Source organism: Curtobacterium sp. MCBD17_026, from assembly GCF_003234895.2.
GTDB classification, from domain to species: Bacteria; Actinomycetota; Actinomycetes; order Actinomycetales; family Microbacteriaceae; genus Curtobacterium; species Curtobacterium flaccumfaciens.
Map to the genome: position 1 here is coordinate 2138353 of NZ_CP126281.1, position 20635 is coordinate 2158987.

Here is a 20635-nt window from a genome sequence, read left to right on the forward strand (position 1 = left end):
GCGCTCAGCCCAGCAGCGCCCGCACCACCGACCGGTAGACATTGGCCGGGGAGTCCGTCCGGAAGGCGGTCTCCCCGGCCTTCGTCGTGCCCACGCGCGCGAATCCGTGTCCCTCGGCCTGCACGATCGTGATCGGCTTCGGCTTGCCCGGTCGACGCAGGTACGAGACGGTCCACGGCGCAGCCCAGAACCGCGCGAGGCGCGGGTCCGCCTCGGCGAGGGCCTCCGGCAGGTCCGGTGCGTCCGGACCGCCGGCCAGCTTGCGGCCGAGCAGGTGCCCTGGGAGCGACCCCGTGCGGAACGGGAAGGTCCACGTCGGACCGATGCCGAGCCTCCCGGCCATCAACGCGACGGCCCGGTCGGGCGTGACGGACGCGACCACGGCGCCCGCCGCGTCGGTCCCGTCGACGACGGTCTGCGACCAGGCCTGGAGGCGCGACTCGCCCCCGTCGGGCAGGTGCTGTTCCAGCGTGACCGGCTGGGCATCGCCCTGCCAGGGTTCGAGCAGGGCCTGGGTCGACTCCGGCAGCGTGCCGAGCCGACCGACGAGGCCCGCCTCGATGAGTTCGCGACCCGCCGCGGTGCGGAGGAGCGTGGGGTTCCACCGGCGTCCGGCGAGGCTCTGCAGGGTGCCGATCGCGTCCGTGCTCAGCCGGGGGCCCTCGAGCGGTGTCGTCGGGGCAGCGGCCGGCAGGGGTTCGAGGTCGCGCTCGGGGCGGACCGGGACCGTCTCGGTGGCGCGGACGCTCTCGAGGACGGCGAGCACGAGGTCGTCGGTCTCGAGCAGCCGGGCGAGCGGGCGTTCGATCGTCAGGTCGACGCGGTGCCGACCGGTCACGAAGAGCAGGTGGGTGCCGGCGACGTCGCCGTGCTCGTCGGGCCGGACGTACTCGACCAGCCGGGCCGGGGCGCCGGCGGTGGTCCACGGGTCGCAGCCGACGAGCAGCAGGCCCTCGACCGAGCCGGGCAGCCGCGCGAGCAGGCCGGTGTTCTCGTCGCCGATCGCGCGGTCGCTGGGTCGGGATCGGACGGTGAGGACGACGTCGTCGCCGGTGACGCGCAGGTCCGCCTGGGCTGTGTCCTCGCGGCGCCAGGAGTCCGGGCGGCGGAGGGTGAGGCGGGCGGTGCGGTCCTCGGTGCCGAGCGGGACGGGGACTGCCATGGGATGAGCGTATGTCGGGAGCGGGGTGCCGGGGCCTGCGGCTCGCCGGGCTGGGCTCGCACCGTGCGAGGTGCTGGGCTCGCACCGTGCGAGGTGCTGGGCTCGCACCGTGTGTCAGCGCCGAGCAGGCCGCGCGGGCGGGGGCGGCGGGACGGGCTTCGCGGCGACGACGTCGTCGAGCCGGACCTCGACCGGGCCGCGGCGGGTCGCGATCGTCACGGCGTCGGGCGTCCGGGCGACCAGGTCACCGAGGGCGTCCTGCGCGCCGTCCCCGTGGTGCGCCCGGACCACCAGGCGGTCGCCGAGCGCGGCGTCGTGCAGCACCCCGAGCGCACGGGCCCGGGCGATCACCGCCTGTTCGTCCGCATGCACCACCCCAGGGTACGGGCCGCCTAGAGTGTCGACATGGAGAAGGCCCGGGTCGACAGCTGGATCTGGGCCGTCCGGATCACGAAGACCCGGTCGGCCGCGACTGCCGCGTGCAAGGCCGGTCACGTCCGGGTGAACGGGGAGCGCGCGAAGCCGGCGCAGCCGATCGGCCCCGGTGACGAGGTGCGGGTGCGCCAGAACGGCTTCGACCGCGTCGTCGTGGTGACCGGCATCATCCTGAAGCGGACGAGCGCCCCCGAGGCCGCGAAGCACTTCGAGGACAAGACCCCGCCGCGGCTGTCGAAGGAAGAGGCCGGGTTCGTCCCGATGCGCGAGCGCGGTGCCGGACGGCCGAGCAAGCGGGAGCGTCGCGACCTCGAGAAGCTCCGCGGCTACTGACGCTTCGGCTTGCCGTAGGGGTCGATGACGACTTCGAACTCGGCCTCGCCGTCCCACTCGACGGTGACCGGCTGCCCGGTCCAGCGGGCCTCGAGGTGACCGTCGTCGTCCTCGTCGGAGCCGCACAGGGCCGAACCGCTCGGCACCCGCTCGATCGCCACCCGTCCGTCACGGCCGACCGCGTACAGCTCGACGACCCGTCCACGGATCGCCTGCGTCCGCGCCGAGTCGTGTCGGACTTCGCCGAACCGCCGTGCTCCGTCCGCGGAGACGACCCAGTACTCGACGACGTCGCCGATCTCCACCGCCGGGCCGCAGCACTCGTGCTCCCAGCCCCCGATCTCGACCACGACGTGCAACGCGGACATCAGACGAAACGGACGGTCTGCTGCAGGCGGTCGCGGATCTCGAACACGTCGACCGAACCGGCCGGCGACCAGACGCCGCCCAGCACCTGGGCGAGCGCACTGCGGCGGACGACGAGCGCGGTGGGCTTCTTCGGGGAGCCGACGAGCTGCACGTCCTCGGTGACGGCGGCGTCCGGCACGACGAGCAGCCGGCCGGAGAACCGCACCCGGGTCTGCTTCTGCACGGCGCGGGCGGCGCGGACGAGTTCCTTGACGGGTCGCTCCCCCGGCGCGAGCGTCTCGCCGACGATCTCGCCGTGCTCGACGCGGACCGGAGCGCCCCAGTCGATGGACTCGACGGCCCAGAGTCCGCTCGCGGTCAGGACGGCGTGGTCGAGCTTGCCCTCGGCCCCGGCGTCGAGATCGTGCCACACGGTGACGCCGATCCCCATGTCGGAGACGATCAGGGCGGTTGCCTCTTCGGCCAGGGCTTCGGCGAGCAGCCGCCGGATGTGTCGGGGCGCGGAGCGGATGAGCGTGGGGTCGTAGGGGTCCTCGATGGGGTCGCCGAGGCCGACCCACTCGCGCTCGGCCTGCAGGAAGACCTCGCGCGACCGACCGCCGGGGTGTCCGTGGGACCGCGCCCGGGGGCGCGTGTCGCGACGCGCTGCCGGGGGTGCGTAGGCGTCGCGACCGGTGCCACCCCTGCCGGTGGAGCCGGAAGCACCGAACGAACCGGACGCGCGGGACCCGACGTCGTACGCGCGCCGGGCTTCCGGCGTGCCGATGCGCTCCCATGCGATCTGGACCTGGCGGAAGCGCTGGGCGTCGCCGCCGAGGTCGGGGTGCGTCTCGCGGGCCGCCCGCCGGTAGGCGCGGCGGAGCGCGTCGTCGTCAGCCGTCGCGGGGACGCCGAGGACTTCGTAGGGGGTGGCGTCGGCCGGGCTGTCCGTCATGGCCCTGCGACATTACCGGAGGCAGTGTCGGAGTCCGCCGCATGGTTGCTGGGTGCACTCTGGAGGAGCGGTGCGGCCGGGCTGCCTCGGCACACGGTCCGCAGGTGGTCGCGTCAGACCACCGTGGTCACGACCGGCGCTCCGAGGAACGCCGCGTACCGCGCGGCCGCAGCCTCGAGCGCACGGACGGACGACGCGTCGAGGGTGCCGAAGGGTGCGACGGTGACGAGGTGCTCGGCCCGGCGCTCGGTGCGCTTCCAGGTGCCGACGACGCGACCCCGCACGACGGCCATCGGCAGGAACACGCCGTTGGCTCCGGGGCTGACGCGGTCGGCGTGGGCGGGGTCGAGCTGCGCGGACCGGTCGGCGTACCCGAGCAGGTACTCGTCGAAGCCGGGGAGAAGGTGCCCGGTGGGGACGCGCGCGGCCGTCGGCCGGTCGGCGAGGGCGAGGAGCCCGTCGCCGAGGTCCTCGACCGCGTCCCCCGCCACGGCCCGGGCCCGGCGGAGGTCACTGAGCGGCAGCTTCGTCCAGCTCGCGGCGTCGGCCTCGGTCGCGGGGCCACGGCCGCGCAGGTACCCGAGCAGGACCCGGCGGAGGGCCTCGTCGCGGTCCGGCGGCTCAGCGGTGGCGGGTGCCCACTCGTCGAGCAGCACGAGCCCCTGCCCGACGCGGGCGGTGGGACCCCAGGCGACGAGGCGTTCCTGCGCGAGCTGCAGGACCAGGTGGTAGCCGCGACCTCCGGCCGGGTCGATGCCGGCAGCGCGGTACGCCGCGAACAGGTCGTCCCGGACCAGCGCACGGCCGCCCTCGAGGGCCGCGATCGTCGCCTCACGGGCCCGGCCGAGCAGGGCGTCGTCGATGCCGAGCTCGGCGGCGCGTCGGGCGATCGTGCGGAGGGTCCGCTCAGCGGTGAGCGAGAGCAGCAGGCGCAGGTCGTCGGGGCGCAGGGCGTGCAGGGTGCCGCGCATCGACCACGAGCGGACGAGTTCCCCGCGGTCGAAGGCCCCGCGGACGTCGTCCCGCGTCGACCCGGGAGCGCGGACCCCGATGGCCCAGAGCACCTGGCCGAGGTCCTGCCCCTGCACCCCCAGCATCCGCTCGACGACCTCCGTGGGGCGCAGCCCGGGCGCCGCGATGCCCTGCGCCGCGAACCGCGCCGAGCGGAGCCGCGCGGGGCTGGTGGTCACGCGACGGCGGCGGTGACGGCGTCGGCGTGCTGCTCCAGGTAGGCGACGTCGGCGCGGTACAGGTCGGCGTGGCCGTGCTGCAGGTCGCTGACGAACTTCGGGTTGCCGGCGGCGGCCTCGTGCTCGATCGTCGTGACGAGCGCGACGAGGGACGCGATCATCGTCTCGGCCAGGACGCTGCGGGAGCGGTCGTCGAGCGCGTAGGCGCGGCAGAACTCGGCGGCACGTGCGAGCCGATCGTCGAGGTCGGGGGCGGTCGATCCCTCGACAGCGCCGGTGGTGAACGGCGCGAACCGGTAGACGGCACTCGCGACGTCCCAGACGCGGGGACCGGGGTGTGCGGTGTCGAAGTCGATCAGGCCGACGGCGGCGATGCCGTCGTAGACGCAGTTGTACGGGGCGAAGTCGCCGTGCACGATCGTCTCGACCGGAGCACGTTCGGCCTGCGACCAGAGGTCGTCGGCGGCGCTGCGCGGGAAGCTGGCACCGGCGTCGTGGAACTGGCGGAGCAGGCGGGCGCTGGTGACGAGGGCTGCCTCGCTGGCGATGTCCTCGGTCCAGGGGTACTCCCCAGCGACGCCCGGGACGAACGAGACCGTCTCGAGGGTGTCACCGAGGGCGATCGGTTCGGGGGCTGCGACGAACCCCTGCTCGTGCAGGTGGGCGAGCAGCCGGTGCACCGTGGGGGTCCACGGCCCGGCGGGGCGGTGGACTCGGTCGTCGGCCCTGGTGATGCGCTCCAAGGGGAACCTCCTGCGTGTTGCGTCTCCGTTGACGAAGGGCCAGCGTACCGATCAGGACCGGCATGCGTCCCAGTCCATCCGGAACACGATCGGCCCCAGCGCGGTGACTACAGCTGGTCGCGCAACCAGGACGGCCCGTGGACGGTCGCGCCGAGGGCCTCGACGCGGTCGCGGAGCTCGCGGTCGGCCGTCACGACGACGACCGGCCCTTCGCCGGCCTGCACCGCGGCCCGCACGGACTCGACGATCGCGTCGTCGCCGGAGGCCGGAGCACGGACGACGTCTACAGCGCCGGTGGCGGCACCGCGGTCTGCGGCGGCTACGGCGTCTCCGTCGGCACCGCGCTCGACGCTCGCGCCCCCACCGTCCGCAGCGGCCCGGGCCTCCCCCTCGAGCACCACGGTCCACCGCGGCCACCACCGCGCGAACGGCAGGTCGAGCAACGACGCGGACACCCCGCCCGCGGCGAGCGCCGACACCTGTGCGAGCAGGCGTGACGCAGCGCCGGCTCGGTCCTTCCACCAGCCGTCGGGCACGCTGCCGACGACGTTCGCCGCGTCGACGACGACGTGCGGCGTGGTCGCGACGGTGGCACGGAGCGCCGGCCAGGACCTGCCGAAGCCGGGGTGCAGGGGCAGGTCGTCGACCTGGTCGATCGGGATCCACGACAGGGCGAGGCTCTCGCGGTCGGCGATGACGGGTTCGAAGGGTCGGGAGGCGCGCCCCACGACGGTCGTGTAGGTCCAGAACCCCAGGTCGAGCAGTGCCGTGTGGCGCAGGGCGATCGCGTCGTCGGGCACACCGGCTTCCTCGGCGGATTCGCGGAGGGCGGCGGTCACGGCTGCTTCGCCCTGGTGCCGTGCGCCGCCGGGGATGCCCCAGTTGCCGCCGTGGTGGCTCCACTCGACGCGGTGCTGCAGGAGCACGCGGCCGGCGCCGTCGTCGACGAGCAGGCCGGCGGCGCCGAAGCGTCCCCATGCCTTGGTGCCGTCGGGGCCGACCGCCCAGGCGTCGCCGGGGTCGCGGGGGCCGGGTGGGGGCCCGGGGGGCGTTGCATCTGGCACGGTCCAACCCTGGCACACGGTGCCCGGAGCGGGCCTCGAAGTGGTCACCGGGCGTCGTGTACGGTGTCGCTCGAGACACGGGGTGCCGCATCCAGCGGCTGAGATCACACCCGTCGAACCTGCTCGAGCTCGTACTCGCGAAGGGATCGTCCATGGAAACCGCTGCGCCCTCCCCTGCCTGGGCCCACCGAACCGCCGAACTGCTCGAGGCCGTGCGTGCCCGGGCCCCGCTGGTGCAGTGCATCACGAACACCGTCGTGCAGAACGTCACGGCGAACGTGCTGCTCGCGCTCGGGGCCTCGCCCGCGATGGTCGACGTGGCGACCGAGGCGGGGCCGTTCGCCCGCGTCGCGGACGCCCTGCTGGTGAACACCGGCACCCCGCACGCCGAACCGCGGGTCGCCGCGCTCGAGGCCGTGCACGCCGCCCGTGACGCGGGCACCCCGTGGGTCCTGGACCCGGTGGCCGTCGGCTCGCTGCCGGTGCGGACCGCCCTGGCGCGTGACCTGCTCGCGCTGCGCCCGACGGTGCTGCGGGGCAACGCCTCCGAGGTGCTCGCCCTGCTCGGCGACTCGGCCGGTGGCCGCGGGGTCGACAGCACCGTGGGCACGGAGGACGCTCGGGTCGCGTCGGTCGCTGCTTCGGACGGGAGGCTCGTGGCCGCGGTGGCCGTGTCGGGTGCGGTCGACCTGCTGGTCGCGCCCGGCATCGGTGTGGTCCGGGTCGCGAACGGCACCGACCTGCTGACGCGGATCACCGGAGGCGGGTGCGCGCTCGGCGCGGTCGTCGCCGCGTTCACGTCGGTCGCGCCGGAGGACGCGGGGGCCGCTGCCGTCGCCGCCACCGCGGTGCACACGATCGCCGCCGAGCTCGCGGCACGGGAGGCCGGCGGACCGGGGACCTTCCAGCCGCTGTTCCTCGACCGGCTGGCGTCGCTGACGCCGGAGGACGTCGTCCGCGAGGCCCGGATCACCCTCGAGGCCGCTCCCGCGGTCGACGCCCGGGCGGTGTCGGCGTGAGCGGGCTGCAGTCTGCGGGGTTCGGCGTCTACCTGGTGACCGACGGTGCCCTGGCCGACCGGCACGGCATCGGGGTGCTCGGGGTCGTCCGCGCCGCCGTGCACGCCGGGGTCCGGATCGTGCAGGTGCGGGACAAGGACGCCTCCGCGCGTGACCTGCTCGCCCTGACCGCCGCGGTCGCCGACGCCGTCGGGGAGCGCGCGAGGGTGGTGGTCGACGACCGGCTCGACGTCGTCCTCGCCGCACGGCACGCGGGACACCGGGTCGCGGGCGTGCACCTCGGCCAGTCCGACGTCCCCGTCACGGCCGCTCGCGCCCTGCTCGGAGCGGACGCCCACGTGGGCCTCACGGCGAACACGCTCGCGCACCTGGCTGCCGTCGAGCGACTCCCCCGCGGCACCGTGGACCTGCTCGGCGTCGGGGTCGTGCACCCCACGGCGACGAAGGCCGACCACCCGCCGGCCCTCGGCCACGACGGGTTCGCCCGGTTGGCCGCCGCCACCGACCTGCCGTGCGTGGCGATCGGCGGGGTGACCCTCGACGACGTCGTGCCGCTCCGGGCAGCCGGTGCCGCGGGCGTCGCGATCGTGTCGGGCATCTGCGCCGCGGCCGACCCCGGGTCCGCCGCGGCGGCGTACGTGGCCGCGTGGGGCCGTGGACCCGGCCACGGGGCGGAGGCCGGACGATCCGGTGACCTTGATCCACGCCTCCAGGCCGACGCCACGCACCACGGGGCGGACGCATGAGCGTCCCACGGGTGCTGAGCATCGCCGGGACCGACCCGACGGGCGGGGCCGGGATGCAGGCGGACCTCAAGGCGATCGCCGCGCACGACGGGTACGGGATGGGGGTCGTGACGGCGCTCGTCGCGCAGAACACGCACGGGGTGCGGTCGGTGCACCTGCCGGACGTCGGGTTCCTGCGGGAGCAGCTCGACGCGGTGTCGGACGACGTCGTGGTCGACGCGGTGAAGATCGGGATGCTCGGCACCGCCGACGTCGTGCGGGTCGTGACGGACTGGCTGCGGGAGCACCAGCCGCCGGTGGTCGTCGTCGACCCGGTGATGGTGGCGACGAGCGGGGACCGGCTGCTCGACGAGGACGCGGCGTCGGCCATGGGGGCGCTGTTCGCGCTCGCCGACCTGGTGACGCCGAACCGGGCCGAGCTCGTGGTGCTGGCGGAGCTCGCCGGCGCGGGTGCGGCTGGTTCCGGTGCGCCGTCGTCGGCTTCGTCGTCGTCGGCTTCGTCGCTGGATGCCGCGCGTGCCGTGGCGGCGCGGTGGGACGTCCTGGTGCTGGCGAAGGGCGGCCACGACGAAGGGCCGACCTCCGATGACGTGCTCGTGGCACCGGACGGAACCGTGCGGGTGTTCACCGGTCCCCGCGTCGCGACGACGAACACGCACGGCACCGGGTGCTCGCTGTCCAGTGCGATCGCGACGCTCGCCGCGCGGCACGGCGACTGGGAACTCGCGGTCGGGGTGGCGAAGGAGTGGCTGACGGCGGCGCTGCGCGGGGCGGACGCGCTGTCGGTCGGGAGCGGCAACGGCCCGGTCGACCACGGAGCGCAGGCGCGGGCAGCCCTGCCAGCGCTGTCGTACACGGACGTGTGGTGGACGGACGCGGCTTCGGTGCTGCAGGAGACCATCGACTGCGCGTTCCTGGTGGGGCTCGGGGACGGGACGCTCGAGCCGGAGGTCTTCGCGGGCTACCTGGCGCAGGACGTCCACTACCTGCGGGCGTACGAGCGGCACCTGGCGACGCTCGGGGTCGGTGCCCCCGGTGTCGGTTCGGGTGATGGTGCCGGCGCTGCTGCTGCGTTCTGGGCGGCGGCTGCGCAGGGGTGTGCGGACGAGGCGCGCGACCTGCACCACCGTCGGCTGGCCGGCTCGCACGCCGACGATCCCGTGCACCCCACGTGCGCCGGGTACCTCGCACACCTGCAGGAGGCCGCCGACTCCGGCTCCCCGGCGGTGCTCGCCGCCGCGGTGCTGCCGTGCTTCCGGGTCTACGCCTGGGTCGGGTCGCAGCTCGGGGTCGCGCCGGACGGGCATGCCTTCGCCGACTGGATCACGGCGTACGGGGACCCGGGGTTCGCGGCGTCGAGTGCCGAGGCGACCCGGCTCGTCGAGGAGGTGGCCCGTGCGGCGACACCCGACGAGCGAGGGCGGATGGCGCGGGCGTTCCGACGTTCGGTGGAGTGGGAGCTCGCGTTCTTCCGGATGCCGACGGAGGCACGCGACGCCCGAGTCTCGCGCTGAGGGACGGTTCTCGGGTTGGCTCACCCGAGAACTGTCCTCCGGGCCGAGTCTCGGCGGGGATCAGCGGGCGACCGGCGGCAGCCGGACCAGTTCGACGGACAGCTCGGCACCGCTGACCGTGCCGCGCATCCACGTGTGGTCGGGCTGACGACGGCGGTCGGTCGGCGAACCGGGGTTCAGCAGGCGCATCCCCGACGGGGCCACGGTGTCCCACGGGATGTGCGAGTGGCCGAAGACGAGCACGTCGGTGTCCGGGTACTCGGCGTCCATCCGCCGCTCCCGACCGGTCGACGCCCCGGTCTCGTGCACCAGGGCGAAGCGCAGGTCCTCGACGCCGAACCGGGCGACGAGCGGCAGCCGGTCGTCGAACTCCGCACCGTCGTTGTTGCCCCGCACGCCCTCGAAGCGGCTGGACCGCGCCTGCACGGCGTCGAGGGTGGCCAGGTCGACCCAGTCCCCCGCGTGCACCACGAGGTCGGCGGCGTCGATGTCGGCCCACAGCCCGGGCGGCAGGTCCTTCGCGCGCTTGGGCAGGTGCGTGTCGGACAGCAGGACGAACGACGTCGTCACGACTCGGTGGGTGCCGGCATCGGGAGCCCGGCCTCGTCCGAGGCGCCGAGGCGCTCCAGCAGCCCGGCGAGCAGTGCGATGTCGTCGTCGGACCAGTCGGCGAGCCGTTCGTCGAGCGCGTCGCGGTGCAGCTGCACCGACCGCTCGAGCGCTGCGCGGCCGGCGTCGGTCGCCTCGAGCGGCTTCGCGTTCCCGCTGCCGCCGTCGGTCGTCCGCACCAGCCCGGTCGCGAGGAGCCCGGACAGCTGCCGCGAGATCGTGGAGCGGTTCAGCCGCAGGTAGCGGGCGATGTCGATGGCCATGCAGCCCGGGTGCTGGACGACGAAGTCGACGAGGGACTGGTCGACGACGCTCAGGACCTGATCCGAGCCACGGGCACGGATGCTCGCCCGACGGGTGATGCGGGCGAGCTCGGTGTACGCCCGGCTGATGTCGCTGTTCCGGACCTTGGAGCTCGGGTGGTCCATGATGGCTCCAGCCTGTCTGCGCCGGCGCCGGCCGGCGGTCTTCTCGTCCCGTCACCATACCGGCGGGTACGCCTGGTGTGGGGTCAGCGGGCGGCTGCCGCTGCCCGGAGCGCGGGGATGTCGAGCTTGATCATCTGCATCATGGCTTCGAAGACCCGGGCGTTGGCCTCCGGGTCGCCCGATCCGCTCATCAGCTCCCCCAGCATCGACGGGGTCACCTGCCACGCCAGACCCCAGCGGTCGGTCAACCACCCGCACGCCATCGGGCTCCCGCCGTCGGCGAGCAGCGCGTCCCACAGGCGGTCGAGCTCGTCCTGCGTGTCCACGTCGATCTGGAACGACACCGCGTCGGTGTGCGGGTGGCCGGGGCCACCGTTCATCGCGCGGTACGGCTTGCCGAGCAGCGTGAACTCGACGACGAGGGCACGGCCGTCGGGCATCCAGCTGACGCTGTCGACGCGGCTGTCGGGGAACAGTCCCACGTAGTACTCGGCCGCCTGCTCGGCCTGGTCGTCGTACCACAGGAACGGGGTGATGGTGGGCACGGGGAGCCCCTTCGTTCGGTGCTCAGTCCGCGGCGCTGCGGCTGAGCAGGTCGGCTTTCTCGGGATGCTCGTCGAACCACTTCCCGACGAACCAGCACATCGGCACGATGCGCTTCGTGGTCGACGACTCGACATCGGCGACGGCGTACTCGACGAGTTCGGCCGCGTAGCCGTGGCCGCGGTGCTTCGGGACCGTGTAGGTGTGCGGGAACGCCACCGCGTCACCGTTCACCCGGTAGTCGAGCACGCTCACGAGCTCGCCGCCGACGTACATCGCGTAGCGGTCCTGGTCGGTCTCGTCGCGGAACTCGTGGTCCATGCCCGCCATCATGCTCCCGGAAGGGCGTTCGTGCCGCCCGGGGAATGCACGACGTCGGGCAGCGTTGCAGGGACACCATGACAACCATCGGAATCATCGGCGCCGGCAACATCGGATCCCAGCTCGCACGACTCGCGGTACGGAACGGCCACCAGGTCGTCATCGCGAACTCCCGCGGCCCGGAGACCCTGACCGACCTGGTCACGGAACTCGGCGACGGCGCACGCGCAGCGACCCGCGACGAGGCAGCCGCAGCGGGCGAGATCGTCGTCGTGACGGTGCCGCTCGCCGCGATCGAGACGATCCCCGTCGAACCGCTCGTCGGCAAGGTCGTCATCGACACGAACAACTACTACTGGGAGCGCGACGGCCACATCGCCGCCCTCGACGACCAGTCCACGACCACCGCGGAGCTGCTGCAGGACCACCTGCCCGGCGCCCGCGTCGTGAAGGCGTTCAACCACATCGGCGCCGACGACCTGACCGGCCATGCGACGCCCGCCGGCACCCCGGACCGTCGTGCCCTCGTCATCGCCGGCGACGACGACTCCGCCAAGCAGACCGTCTCCGAGCTCATCGACGCGTTCGGCTTCGACGTCGTCGACGCCGGGCCCCTCGCCGAGGGCTGGCGCATCCAGCGGGACACCCCCGGCTACGGCCCGCGGATGACCGCCGCCGAACTGCGCGACGCCCTGGCCGCAGCGACGCGCTAGTCCGCCGCGCCGCGCAGCACCGGCACCCACCGCTGCTGTTTCGCGCTGAGCGACACCTCACGGGCTCCGCAGCCCGTGACCTGTCGCTCAGCGCGAAACGAGCCAGGGCGGAACGAGCGCGCCCGCTCAGGCCCGGTCGAAGATCGTCGTCATGTCGGCGATGTCGTCCTCGGTCGGCGCCCATGTCGTGCCCGCCGCGACGTTCTGCGTGATCTGCTCCGGCTTCGTCGCCCCCGCGATGACGCTCGACAGCCCCGGCTGTGCCAGGAGCCACGCGAACGTCGCCTGCAGCATCGTCACGCCCCGGTCGTCGCAGAACCGCTGGTAGTCGTCGAGCACGTCCCACGGGGCGTCCTCGAGCACCTGCGGCTTCGAGGTCGTCAGCCGCCCGTCGGCCGGGCCGCCCGCCTTCGTGTACTTGCCGGTGAGCAGCCCGTTGTAGAGCGGGAAGAACGGCAGGAACCCGAGCGCGTACGCCCGCACGGCCGGCAGGACCTCGGCCTCGGCATCCCGGGCGAGCGGGCTGTACTCGTTCTGCGCGGACACGAACGCGGTGGTGCCGGCGATCGACGCCGTGAGCTCGGCCTCGGCGATCTGCCACCCCGCGAAGTTCGAGTGGCCGACGTACCGGATCTTGCCCTCGCGCACCAGGTCGTCGAGCACCGACAGGGTCTCCTCGATCGGTGTCACGTCGTCGGGCCGGTGCATCTGGTACAGGTCGATCCAGTCCGTACCGAGACGCCGGAGCGACGACTCGACCGCGAGCCGCACGTACCGGCGGGACCCGCGGACGCCCCAGTCCGGGCCGTTCGCGCCCTGCATGTCCATGCCGAACTTCGTGGCGAGGACGATCTCGTCGCGGCGGCCGCGGATCGAGCGTCCGAGCATCTCCTCGGACATGCCCGGCACGCCGCCGTAGATGTCGGCGGTGTCGAAGAGCGTCACCCCGGCGTCCAGGGCCGCGGCGACGACGGCGTCGGTGCCCTCCTGCGACTCGGACGCGGTTCCCCGCCGCCCGAAGTTGTTGCAGCCGAGGCCGACGGTGGAGACGACGAGCCCCGAGGGGCCCAGGGGACGGTGTTCGATTCCGGTCATCACCCGACCGTACCGGCGACCCCGAACTGGGGCTGCGATCCACCCAGCGGTTGCCGCTACAACTGAGCATGGATCAGTCGACGGAAGGAGCGCCGCAGTGGCAGCGCATCGCATGCCCGAATCGGACCGGCCCCGTCGGCCCGTACCGGCCTGGGTGACCGCGCCGCCCGTCGACGAGGTCGCGCCCGAGCGGGTCGCCGCCGTCGGTCACGTGAACGCCTCCGACCGGGAGGCCCGCCCCACCCCCGCCTCGTCACGCGCCGCCCACGCGGCGCCGGTCCCACCGACCACGGTCACCCCGGCCGGGAACGTGCCCGCCGCGCACGCACCCGCGCACGCACCGGCCGCCGAGCCCGCGTCGATCGCCGCACTGGTCGAGGCCGACGCCCCGGTGCCCGACTTCCCGCCGCAGCAGGAGCTGCTGCCCCCGGCCCCGACGTCGCCGAACGTGCACACCGTGCCGTTCGAGACCCCGGCGGTGCCGCCGTCGTCGGTCGTCCCCGCATCCGGGCTCGTGGTGCCGGTCTCCCCGGTCGCCGCCGCACCCGCCTCGGCGGACGCCACCCCGCTCACCACCCCGTCACCGGAGGCCTTCCCGGCACCGCCGCCCGCCGCGCCCGCGGTGCCCGTCGCCGGACAGCCCCGGTTCTCGGTGCCCGGCCTCGAGCACGTGGTCGTCGAGGGCACCGAACCCGAGCCCGTCGGCCCGATCGGCTACCGGACGCCCCGACGCTTCGCCCAACAGCAGGCCGCGGCACGGTCGGCCGCACCCGCACCCGCTCCCGCAGTCGCAGTCGCAGCCGCACGGTCGTTCGACGCCGTCCTGCACGCGGCGCCGGCTGCTGCCGCTCCCGGCAGCCCCGCCGTCGCGACCCCGGACGCCCCGACGACCACGGCCGTGGTCGCACCCACCCCGGCGCCGCAGGGTGCGGGCGGGGGCGAGGCGGGCCTCCCGACGGAACTGCTCGACCAGCCCGTGGCCGCAGCCGCCGTGCCGGAGCCACGTCGTGCGCTCGGCGCGACCGCCGGTGCGGTGCTCGGTGCCGTCGCCGGGATCGCGACGATCGGTCTGGCGGCCTGGTGGTTCACCGCGCCCGCGACCGTGCACGGTGTCGGCGTGGTGCTCGGACTGCTCGCGCTGGTGCTCTCGATCGTGACGCTGCGCGACCGGACGGCCACGTGGCAGCGGCCGGTCGCGCTGCTCGGCGCCGTGCTCGGTGGTGTCGGCACGGTCGTGCTGCTGTGGGCGGTCGCGGCGGCGCTGCTGCCGCTCGCGGGGGTGACGCTGCCGGACGTCACCGGCACCGGCACGACCCCGACGCTCGCCCCGTAGCGCAGCGAGCGCCGCGAGCGCTCAGACGCCGTCGTCTCGGCAGGACGCCGCGTCGACGTCGAGACGCCCCCGAAAGTCGCGGCGTCTCGACGGCTCGGCGGCGTCGAGACAACACGCCGGCGTCTCGCCGCGCCCACCAGCCCGAACACGCCGGCGTCTGGCCGCCGATGCACGAGCTCAGACGGCGCGGACGACCCCGCGGGACAGGATCGCGTTCGTCAGCGCGTCGATCGGCTCCCGCTGCACCGTCGGGTTCGCGATGAGGACGTAGTCCACCGCCGGCAGGTCCGGCAGCCCGAGCCGCTGCGACACCTTCACCAGGTCCGCCGGGATCAGCGAGTGCGGGAACACCGCGACGCCGATGCCCGCGCGCACCGCGGCGAGCACCCCGTTGACGTCGCGGGTGTTGCAGGTGATCCGCCAGGTGCGGCCGGCGGCCTCGAGGGCGTCGATCGCCATCTGCCGGCTGATGCTCGGCGCCTGGTACGCGATGAGCGGGACGGGTTCGCCGGATTCCAGGGCGATGCCGTCCTGCGCCATCCACACCATCTGGTCGGTGGCCACCCGGGTGCCCTCGGCGGACTCCCCCGCCGTCTGCTTGATGAACACCAGGTCGAGCTGGCCGGCGTGCACCCGGCGGAGCAGCGGTGACGACTGGTTCACCGTGAGCTCGAGGTTCACCTGCGGGTGCAGTCGTCGGAAGTCCCGCAGGATCCGCGGCAGCTGGGTGATGGCGAGGTCGTCCGCCGCCCCGAACCGCAGCCGTCCGCGGGTGGCCGCGCCGGAGAAGTAGGCGTCGGCGGTGGCGTGGGCCGCGAGGATCGTCCGCGCGAACCCGGCCATCGCGTCCCCGTTGTCGGTCAGGGCGACGCCGCGGGTGTCCCGGGCGACCAGGGTGCGCGCCACCGCGGTCTCCAGGCGCCGGACGTGCTGCGACACCGTCGGCTGGCTGATGCCGAGCCGGGTGCCGGCCTGCGTGAAGCTGCCGGTCTCCGCCACGGCCAGGAACGTCTGCAACAGGACCGGATCGAGCACGGGCACCTCGTTCGTTCGCGCGGCCGTTCGCGGGGTCATTCGACATCGCAATGGAGTGATAGCCACCATACGGGTATCGAATGGGCCGGCGCCACGTAGTTTCGTTGGGGTACCAGATCCACACCGACGTCCGGAGAACCCCGCACCGTGAGCGCGTCACCGACGACCCTCCCCCCACCCACCGAACCGCTCCCGATCCAGGCCACGCGACCGCCGTGGCGCCACACGCTCATCGCCCTGTCCGTGCCGAACTTCCGGCTGTTCACGGCGACGAATCTGGTGGCGATGACCGCCGGCTGGATGCAGCGCATCGCCCAGGACTGGCTCGTGCTGCAGCTGACCGGGTCGGTCGCGCAGGTCGGCATCACGGTCGCGTGCCAGTTCGCGCCGATGCTGCTGTTCGGGCTGCTCGGCGGCGTCCTGGTCGACCGGTTCTCGAAGCGCGCGCTCATGATGATCACGCAGGGAGCCTTCGCGGTGCTGTCCGCGCTGCTCGCCGTCCTGACGCTGGCCGGCGTCGTCGAGGCGTGGCACATCTGGGTGATCGCGTTCCTGGTCGGCATGGTCACCGTGATCGACAACCCGGCACGGCAGGTGTTCGTCACCGAGATCGTCGGGCACAAGCACCTGCGGAACGCCATCAGCGTGAACTCGTCGGTGTTCCAGCTGGGCGGCATGATCGGTCCGGCGCTGTCCGGGGCCCTGCTCGTCGCGGTCGGCGCCGGGTGGTCGTTCGGCGTGAACGCGATCGCCTGCGTCGCCGTCGTCGTGACGCTCGGGTTCCTCAAGGTCTCCGAACTCCACCGCACGCCCCCGACTCCGCGTGGCAAGGGGCAGCTCGTGGAGGGCCTCCGCTACGCCGTGCACAAGCCGACGATCATCGTGCCGGTGATCCTCGTCGCGTTCTTCTCGGTGTTCGCACTGACGATGCCCGTGCTGCTGTCCGCCTTCGCGTCACAGGTGTACGACGTCGGTGCCGGCGGCTACGGGGTCTTCAACTCCGCGGTGGCGATCGGCGCCCTGGTCGGCGCGCTGCTGTCCACCCGCCGGGCCGTCGTCCGGCTCCGCACCATCGTCGGCGGGGTGTTCTGGACGGGCGTGCTGCTCGTCGTCTCGGGGTCGATCCCGGCGATCGCACCGTTCACCGTCGCGCTCGTGGCGGTGGGGATGTCGCAGCTGCTGTTCCAGACCGCGTCGAACTCGCTCGTGCAGCTGTCGTCGAACGTGGCGATCCGCGGCCGGGTGATGTCGCTCTACGTCCTGGTGCTGCTCGGTGGGCAGGCGATCGGCGGGCCCCTGATGGGACAGGTCGTCGACCACTTCGGTGCGCACGTGGGGATGATGGTCGCCGGTGGGGTGCCGGCAGCTGCCGCCGCGGTGATCGCGCTCGTGCTCGCTCGCCGGGGCGGCCTGCACCTGGCGGTGCGGATGCGCCACCACCTGCCGGTGCCGGCGATCGTCGCCCACTAGCGGGGGCCCTGGCGGTGACCACCCGCCGGCCTGGAGGCACGTGGCGGTCCCGTCCCGCGCCTCCCGTCCGCCCGCTGGTCGCGCCGGGTCGTACGCGGGACACCGGTGCTCACGCTCGACGCCGCAGGATCCCGCGGTGTGTTGCGCGAACACCGGTGTCCCGCGAGGGGCAGTGCCTCAGTAGGCGACGCCGAAGCGCGTCCGGTGGTGCGCCGGGGTGACGATCTCGTCGACGAAGGCGATCGCGTAGTCGGCGCCGGAGATGTCCGAGTTGCCCTCGGCGTCGGCGAGCAGGACCTCGTCGGAGACGCGGTAGGTGCCGCGACGCTCGCCCGGGTTGTAGCTGCCGAAGGCCGCGGCGGGGCTCACGTAGAACCAGTCGACCTCGGTGCCCGAGGCGCGGAGGGCGTCGAGGATCTGCGCGTGGCTCTTCGCCTCGCCCTTGAAGGCGTCCGGGAAGCCGTCGGTGTCGAAGAGGCGGGGGCCGTCCTCGGTCACGCGCATCGAACCGGCGCCGCCGACGATGCCGAGACGCGCACCCGCTGCTGCGGCGGCGTCGACGAAGTGCTGGAACTTGTCCTTCAGCTCGCTGCCGTCCGCCTGCACGGCGTGGAGCGAGACGATGACGACGTCGGCACCCTTCGTCACCTCGGACACGAAGTCGGCGTCGAACGCGTCACCCTGCGCCAGGGTCAGGCCCTCGGCCGGCTCGAGCTTGCTCGTGTCGCGGGCGACCGCGGTGACGGTGATGCCGCGGGAGAGTGCCTCGTGGGTGATGGCGGAGCCGGCGTAGCCGGTGCCTCCGAAGACGACGATGTTGGTCATGGTGTTCCCTTCGTGGACGTCACGGGCGTCGGTGACGTTGACAGTCACCGTACAAGAGTTACTCTCTTTGAGTAAGTAGGCACCTGGCGGTGCGTTGCGGAGGACACCATGTCAGCACTCGAGTACAGCCCCTACGCGGCGGACTGCCCCAGTCGGCAGCTGCTCGACCGGATCGGCGACCGGTGGAGCGTGCTGACGATCGGCGCCCTCGCCGACGGTCCCGCACGGTACTCGGCGGTGGCGGCCCGGGTGCAGGGGGTCTCGCAGAAGATGCTCACCCAGACGCTGCGGGCGCTCGAACGTGACGGCATGGTGACGCGGACGGTGTTCCCCGAGATCCCGCCGCACGTGGAGTACAAACTGACCGAGCTCGGGCGGTCGCTGCGCACGGTGCTCGTGCCGCTGGAGGACTGGGCCACCTCGCACATGCCCGACGTCGCCGAGGCGCGCGAGGGGTACGACGCGCGCTGAGCACCCCGCACTCGGAATCCCCGACGGCGACGAGTGGTTGCCTGGGGACATGCGATCGATCGTCTACACGAAGCCCGGTGCCAGTAGCGTCCTCGAACTCGTCGAGCGGGAGATCCCGGAGCCCGGTGCCGGTGAGGTCCGCGTCCGCGTCGTCGTCTCCGGCGTCAACCCGACCGACTGGAAGGCCCGCGCCGGCGGCACCTACGGGGACGGGTTGCCGTTCCCCGAGATCACGCCGAACCAGGACGGCGCAGGCGTCGTCGACGCCGTCGGTCCCGGAGTCGAACGGCTCACCGTCGGCGACCGCGTCTGGCTGTTCATGGCGGCGGCGTCACGGCCGACCGGCACCGCGCAGGAGTACACGGTCGTGCCCGAGTCGCGCGTGGTCCCGCTGCCCGATGGCGTCTCGTTCGACGTCGGCGCCTCGCTCGGCGTCCCCGCGATGACGGCGCACCGGGCCCTCACCACGCACGAGGACGGCCCCGCACGCCTGGGCCCCGGAGCCCTCGACGGCTTCACCGTGCTCGTCGCCGGCGGCGCCGGTGCCGTGGGGCACGCCGCGATCCAGCTCGCCCGCTGGGCCGGAGCGACGGTCATCACGACGATCAGCTCGGACGCGAAGGCGGCACTGGCGACTGCGGCCGGCGCCCACCACGTCGTGAACTACCGCGAAGAGGACGCCGCCGAGCGCATCCGGTCGATCGCGCCGGACGGTGTCGACATCGTCGTCGAGGTGTCGATCCCACAGAACGCCGCGCTGGTCGCCGACGTGCTGGCGAACCACGGCGTCGTGTCGATCTACGCGAACAACGGCGGTGACGAGGCGACCCTGCCGATCCGCCCGAACATGAGCGTGAACGCCCGCTACCAGTTCCTGCTGCTCTACACGATCGGCGACGAGGCACTGTCCGCGGCGGCCGAGGACCTCACCGAGGCGCTGCACGACGGCGTGCTGCCGGTCGGCGAGGACGCCGGTCTCCCGCTCACCCGGTTCGCGCTCGAGCAGACCGCCCAGGCGCACGACGCGGTCGAGCAGGACACGGTCGGCAAGGTGCTCATCGACGTGCCCGAGGCGCGGTAGCCGCGACAGCGGATCCGGCTCGGCCTCCGCAGACGACGAACGGCCCCCGCGCACGCGTGGGGGCCGTTCGTCGTGGACGATGCGGGAGGGGTCAGCGACCCAGACGCGCGGCGATGGCTGCGGTGACCCGGAGCCGGGCTGCAACGCGCTCGCGTTCGATGTTGGCGGCGATGACGTCGAGGTCTTCGTAGTCGGCGTCGGTGGTGGTGTCGTTCCAGTTCGGCGAGGAGATCCGGGCACGCCCGAACGACGGCGGAGCAGGGTTCACGGTCGTCATGGGGGCATCGTACGTCGAGCGTCCGACAGAGCGTGTGAGCATCACGGGCCTTTCCTTGGATTGCGGTCGCGCTCGGGGAACGAGTAGGTCAACGAGAACGCGACGGCCATGAACGACGCCATCATCGCAATGTTCTTGGCGTCGAGTTCGGTGAAGGCGTCGGGGACCGGGGAGTCGACGGTGAGCATGCCGAACGAGTACTGGTCGGACCGGATCACCACCGAGACGTACGAGGTGTACCGCGGTTCGAAGCCCGGCAGGTCCTGGTCGCCGTCCACATCGGCGGAGCGGTCACCGACGATCCGGGGTGATCCCCCGACCAGCACCCACTCGAGGTTGCGGTCGCCGTAGGGCGTGCCCGCGCGGAAGACCCCGGCGGTGTCGCCGGCGCCACCGTGACCGATCGGCTCGAGCGCCCGCAGGTCGGTGGACAGCTGGTACACGTTCGCGCGGACGTCGGGCACCTTCGGCAGCAGGTAGAACGCCAGGGCCACGGCGACGCGGTCGGCGACGACCGAGAGTTCGCCGTGGCGATCGGACCGGGGCAGCTCGGTGAACCGGACGAGCCGGGTGGCGATCTGGCCGAACGCGTACCGGACCGCCGTCGACTGCTCGAGCTCTGCCGCGGTGGCGTTGTCCTCGGCCACCGACCGTGCGGCGTCGCTGCGCCGGGTCCGGACCACCTGCACCGTCACGGCGCCGACGAGCACGACGAGCCCGAACGCGACGAGCGACAGTCGGACCGCCGGCGTGACGAACAGGTTCGGCAGCTGGAACGCCGCGGTGGGCGCAGCGGCCACCACGATCGGCCACACGACCGTGCCGACCCGTCCTGAACGCTGTTGCCCCATGACCACGACGCTAGGTCACGCCACCGACGCGGACGGAGTTGTCCACAGGCGGGTTCTCCACAGGATCCAACGGC

General features: G+C 73.4%; 25 protein-coding genes and 1 riboswitch. Of the genes, 9 read left to right on the top strand and 16 right to left on the bottom strand.

The features are described 5' to 3' along the window. Positions 1-4 precede the first annotated feature (4 nt). Positions 5-1162 (bottom strand): hypothetical protein, encoded by a 1158-nt coding sequence (locus DEI85_RS10055; RefSeq protein ID WP_111123941.1) that lies wholly within the window; start codon positions 1160-1162, stop codon positions 5-7. 114 nt (positions 1163-1276) lie between these two features. After that, positions 1277-1534 (bottom strand): hypothetical protein, encoded by a 258-nt coding sequence (locus tag DEI85_RS10060; RefSeq protein WP_258370354.1) that lies wholly within the window; start codon positions 1532-1534, stop codon positions 1277-1279. Between the two features lie 33 nt (positions 1535-1567). On the opposite strand from DEI85_RS10060, the gene DEI85_RS10065 reads away from it, so the two are divergent. Then, entirely contained in the window at positions 1568-1930 is a 363-nt protein-coding gene (locus DEI85_RS10065) for an RNA-binding S4 domain-containing protein (protein WP_111091075.1), read from the top strand. Here the strand turns inward: DEI85_RS10065 and DEI85_RS10070 are convergent. The 5 genes from DEI85_RS10070 to DEI85_RS10090 form a co-directional block, all read right to left on the bottom strand. After that, entirely contained in the window at positions 1924-2298 is a 375-nt protein-coding gene (locus tag DEI85_RS10070; RefSeq protein ID WP_181430156.1) for a DUF6578 domain-containing protein, read from the bottom strand. The genes DEI85_RS10065 and DEI85_RS10070 overlap by 7 nt on opposite strands. After that, positions 2298-3233: a J domain-containing protein gene (locus DEI85_RS10075; protein WP_111091074.1), complete on the bottom strand. Its 936-nt coding sequence runs from the start codon at positions 3231-3233 to the stop codon at positions 2298-2300. The genes DEI85_RS10070 and DEI85_RS10075 overlap by 1 nt, the downstream gene beginning before the upstream one ends. A 113-nt stretch (positions 3234-3346) precedes the next feature. Further along, on the bottom strand, positions 3347-4423 hold the full coding sequence (locus DEI85_RS10080; RefSeq protein WP_111123940.1) for a winged helix DNA-binding domain-containing protein: 1077 nt from the start codon (positions 4421-4423) through the stop codon (positions 3347-3349). Further along, positions 4420-5166, bottom strand: coding sequence for a phosphotransferase enzyme family protein (locus DEI85_RS10085; protein ID WP_110860110.1), 747 nt, complete (start codon positions 5164-5166; stop codon positions 4420-4422). Before DEI85_RS10085 ends, DEI85_RS10080 begins: the two co-directional genes overlap by 4 nt. Before the next feature lie 107 nt (positions 5167-5273). Further along, entirely contained in the window at positions 5274-6230 is a 957-nt protein-coding gene (locus DEI85_RS10090; protein WP_284183411.1) for an NUDIX domain-containing protein, read from the bottom strand. A 68-nt stretch (positions 6231-6298) separates the two neighbouring features. Then, positions 6299-6394, top strand: a riboswitch (TPP riboswitch). On the opposite strand from DEI85_RS10090, the gene thiM reads away from it, so the two are divergent. From thiM to thiD, 3 genes are all read left to right on the top strand, one after another. Next, positions 6383-7249 (top strand): hydroxyethylthiazole kinase, encoded by an 867-nt coding sequence (thiM, locus tag DEI85_RS10095; RefSeq protein ID WP_181420169.1) that lies wholly within the window; start codon positions 6383-6385, stop codon positions 7247-7249. Its footprint overlaps the riboswitch before it by 12 nt. Continuing rightward, positions 7246-7995 (top strand): thiamine phosphate synthase, encoded by a 750-nt coding sequence (gene thiE / locus DEI85_RS10100; protein ID WP_111123934.1) that lies wholly within the window; start codon positions 7246-7248, stop codon positions 7993-7995. The genes thiM and thiE overlap by 4 nt, the downstream gene beginning before the upstream one ends. Beyond that, entirely contained in the window at positions 7992-9509 is a 1518-nt protein-coding gene (thiD, locus tag DEI85_RS10105; protein ID WP_111123933.1) for a bifunctional hydroxymethylpyrimidine kinase/phosphomethylpyrimidine kinase, read from the top strand. Before thiE ends, thiD begins: the two co-directional genes overlap by 4 nt. Positions 9510-9569: 60 nt before the next feature. Here the strand turns inward: thiD and DEI85_RS10110 are convergent, their stop codons facing one another. From DEI85_RS10110 to DEI85_RS10125, 4 genes are all read right to left on the bottom strand, one after another. Then, on the bottom strand, positions 9570-10079 hold the full coding sequence (locus DEI85_RS10110; protein ID WP_110862569.1) for a metallophosphoesterase family protein: 510 nt from the start codon (positions 10077-10079) through the stop codon (positions 9570-9572). Continuing rightward, positions 10076-10546, bottom strand: coding sequence for a MarR family winged helix-turn-helix transcriptional regulator (locus DEI85_RS10115; RefSeq protein WP_110862568.1), 471 nt, complete (start codon positions 10544-10546; stop codon positions 10076-10078). The genes DEI85_RS10110 and DEI85_RS10115 overlap by 4 nt, the downstream gene beginning before the upstream one ends. Positions 10547-10629: 83 nt before the next feature. Next, positions 10630-11091, bottom strand: a complete 462-nt coding sequence (locus DEI85_RS10120) for a VOC family protein (RefSeq protein WP_111123932.1) — start codon at positions 11089-11091, stop codon at positions 10630-10632. A 22-nt stretch (positions 11092-11113) separates the two neighbouring features. Next, positions 11114-11410: a GNAT family N-acetyltransferase gene (locus tag DEI85_RS10125; RefSeq protein ID WP_110862566.1), complete on the bottom strand. Its 297-nt coding sequence runs from the start codon at positions 11408-11410 to the stop codon at positions 11114-11116. A gap of 77 nt (positions 11411-11487) precedes the next feature. Here DEI85_RS10125 and DEI85_RS10130 point away from each other — a divergent pair, with 77 nt between their 5' ends. Beyond that, positions 11488-12123 carry an NADPH-dependent F420 reductase gene (locus tag DEI85_RS10130; protein WP_111123931.1) on the top strand — a complete coding sequence of 212 codons (636 nt, stop codon included), beginning with the start codon at positions 11488-11490 and terminating at the stop codon, positions 12121-12123. A 126-nt stretch (positions 12124-12249) separates the two neighbouring features. Here DEI85_RS10130 and DEI85_RS10135 read toward each other — a convergent pair whose 3' ends face one another. Next, on the bottom strand, positions 12250-13218 hold the full coding sequence (locus tag DEI85_RS10135; protein WP_111091071.1) for an aldo/keto reductase: 969 nt from the start codon (positions 13216-13218) through the stop codon (positions 12250-12252). 112 nt (positions 13219-13330) lie between these two features. On the opposite strand from DEI85_RS10135, the gene DEI85_RS10140 reads away from it, so the two are divergent. After that, on the top strand, positions 13331-14551 hold the full coding sequence (locus tag DEI85_RS10140; protein WP_146244810.1) for a hypothetical protein: 1221 nt from the start codon (positions 13331-13333) through the stop codon (positions 14549-14551). Between the two features lie 177 nt (positions 14552-14728). Here DEI85_RS10140 and DEI85_RS10145 read toward each other — a convergent pair whose 3' ends face one another. After that, positions 14729-15586 (bottom strand): LysR substrate-binding domain-containing protein, encoded by an 858-nt coding sequence (locus DEI85_RS10145; RefSeq protein WP_111123939.1) that lies wholly within the window; start codon positions 15584-15586, stop codon positions 14729-14731. Positions 15587-15733: 147 nt separating this feature from the next. Here DEI85_RS10145 and DEI85_RS10150 point away from each other — a divergent pair, with 147 nt between their 5' ends. After that, entirely contained in the window at positions 15734-17056 is a 1323-nt protein-coding gene (locus tag DEI85_RS10150; protein WP_111123929.1) for an MFS transporter, read from the top strand. A 177-nt stretch (positions 17057-17233) separates the two neighbouring features. On the opposite strand, the gene DEI85_RS10155 is transcribed toward DEI85_RS10150, so the two are convergent. Then, a complete protein-coding gene (locus tag DEI85_RS10155) occupies positions 17234-17881 on the bottom strand; it encodes an NAD(P)-dependent oxidoreductase (RefSeq protein WP_111123938.1) in 648 nt (215 codons plus the stop codon). 108 nt (positions 17882-17989) lie between these two features. Here DEI85_RS10155 and DEI85_RS10160 point away from each other — a divergent pair, with 108 nt between their 5' ends. Both DEI85_RS10160 and DEI85_RS10165 read left to right on the top strand, forming a co-directional pair. Then, positions 17990-18352: a winged helix-turn-helix transcriptional regulator gene (locus tag DEI85_RS10160; RefSeq protein WP_111123928.1), complete on the top strand. Its 363-nt coding sequence runs from the start codon at positions 17990-17992 to the stop codon at positions 18350-18352. Between the two features lie 49 nt (positions 18353-18401). Next, positions 18402-19433, top strand: a complete 1032-nt coding sequence (locus DEI85_RS10165; RefSeq protein ID WP_110862559.1) for an NADPH:quinone reductase — start codon at positions 18402-18404, stop codon at positions 19431-19433. A gap of 91 nt (positions 19434-19524) precedes the next feature. On the opposite strand, the gene DEI85_RS10170 is transcribed toward DEI85_RS10165, so the two are convergent. Both DEI85_RS10170 and DEI85_RS10175 read right to left on the bottom strand, forming a co-directional pair. Then, positions 19525-19710, bottom strand: coding sequence for a hypothetical protein (locus tag DEI85_RS10170; RefSeq protein WP_027465208.1), 186 nt, complete (start codon positions 19708-19710; stop codon positions 19525-19527). A gap of 41 nt (positions 19711-19751) precedes the next feature. Next, entirely contained in the window at positions 19752-20561 is an 810-nt protein-coding gene (locus DEI85_RS10175; protein ID WP_146249014.1) for a GAF domain-containing protein, read from the bottom strand. Between the last annotated feature and the right edge of the window lie 74 nt (positions 20562-20635).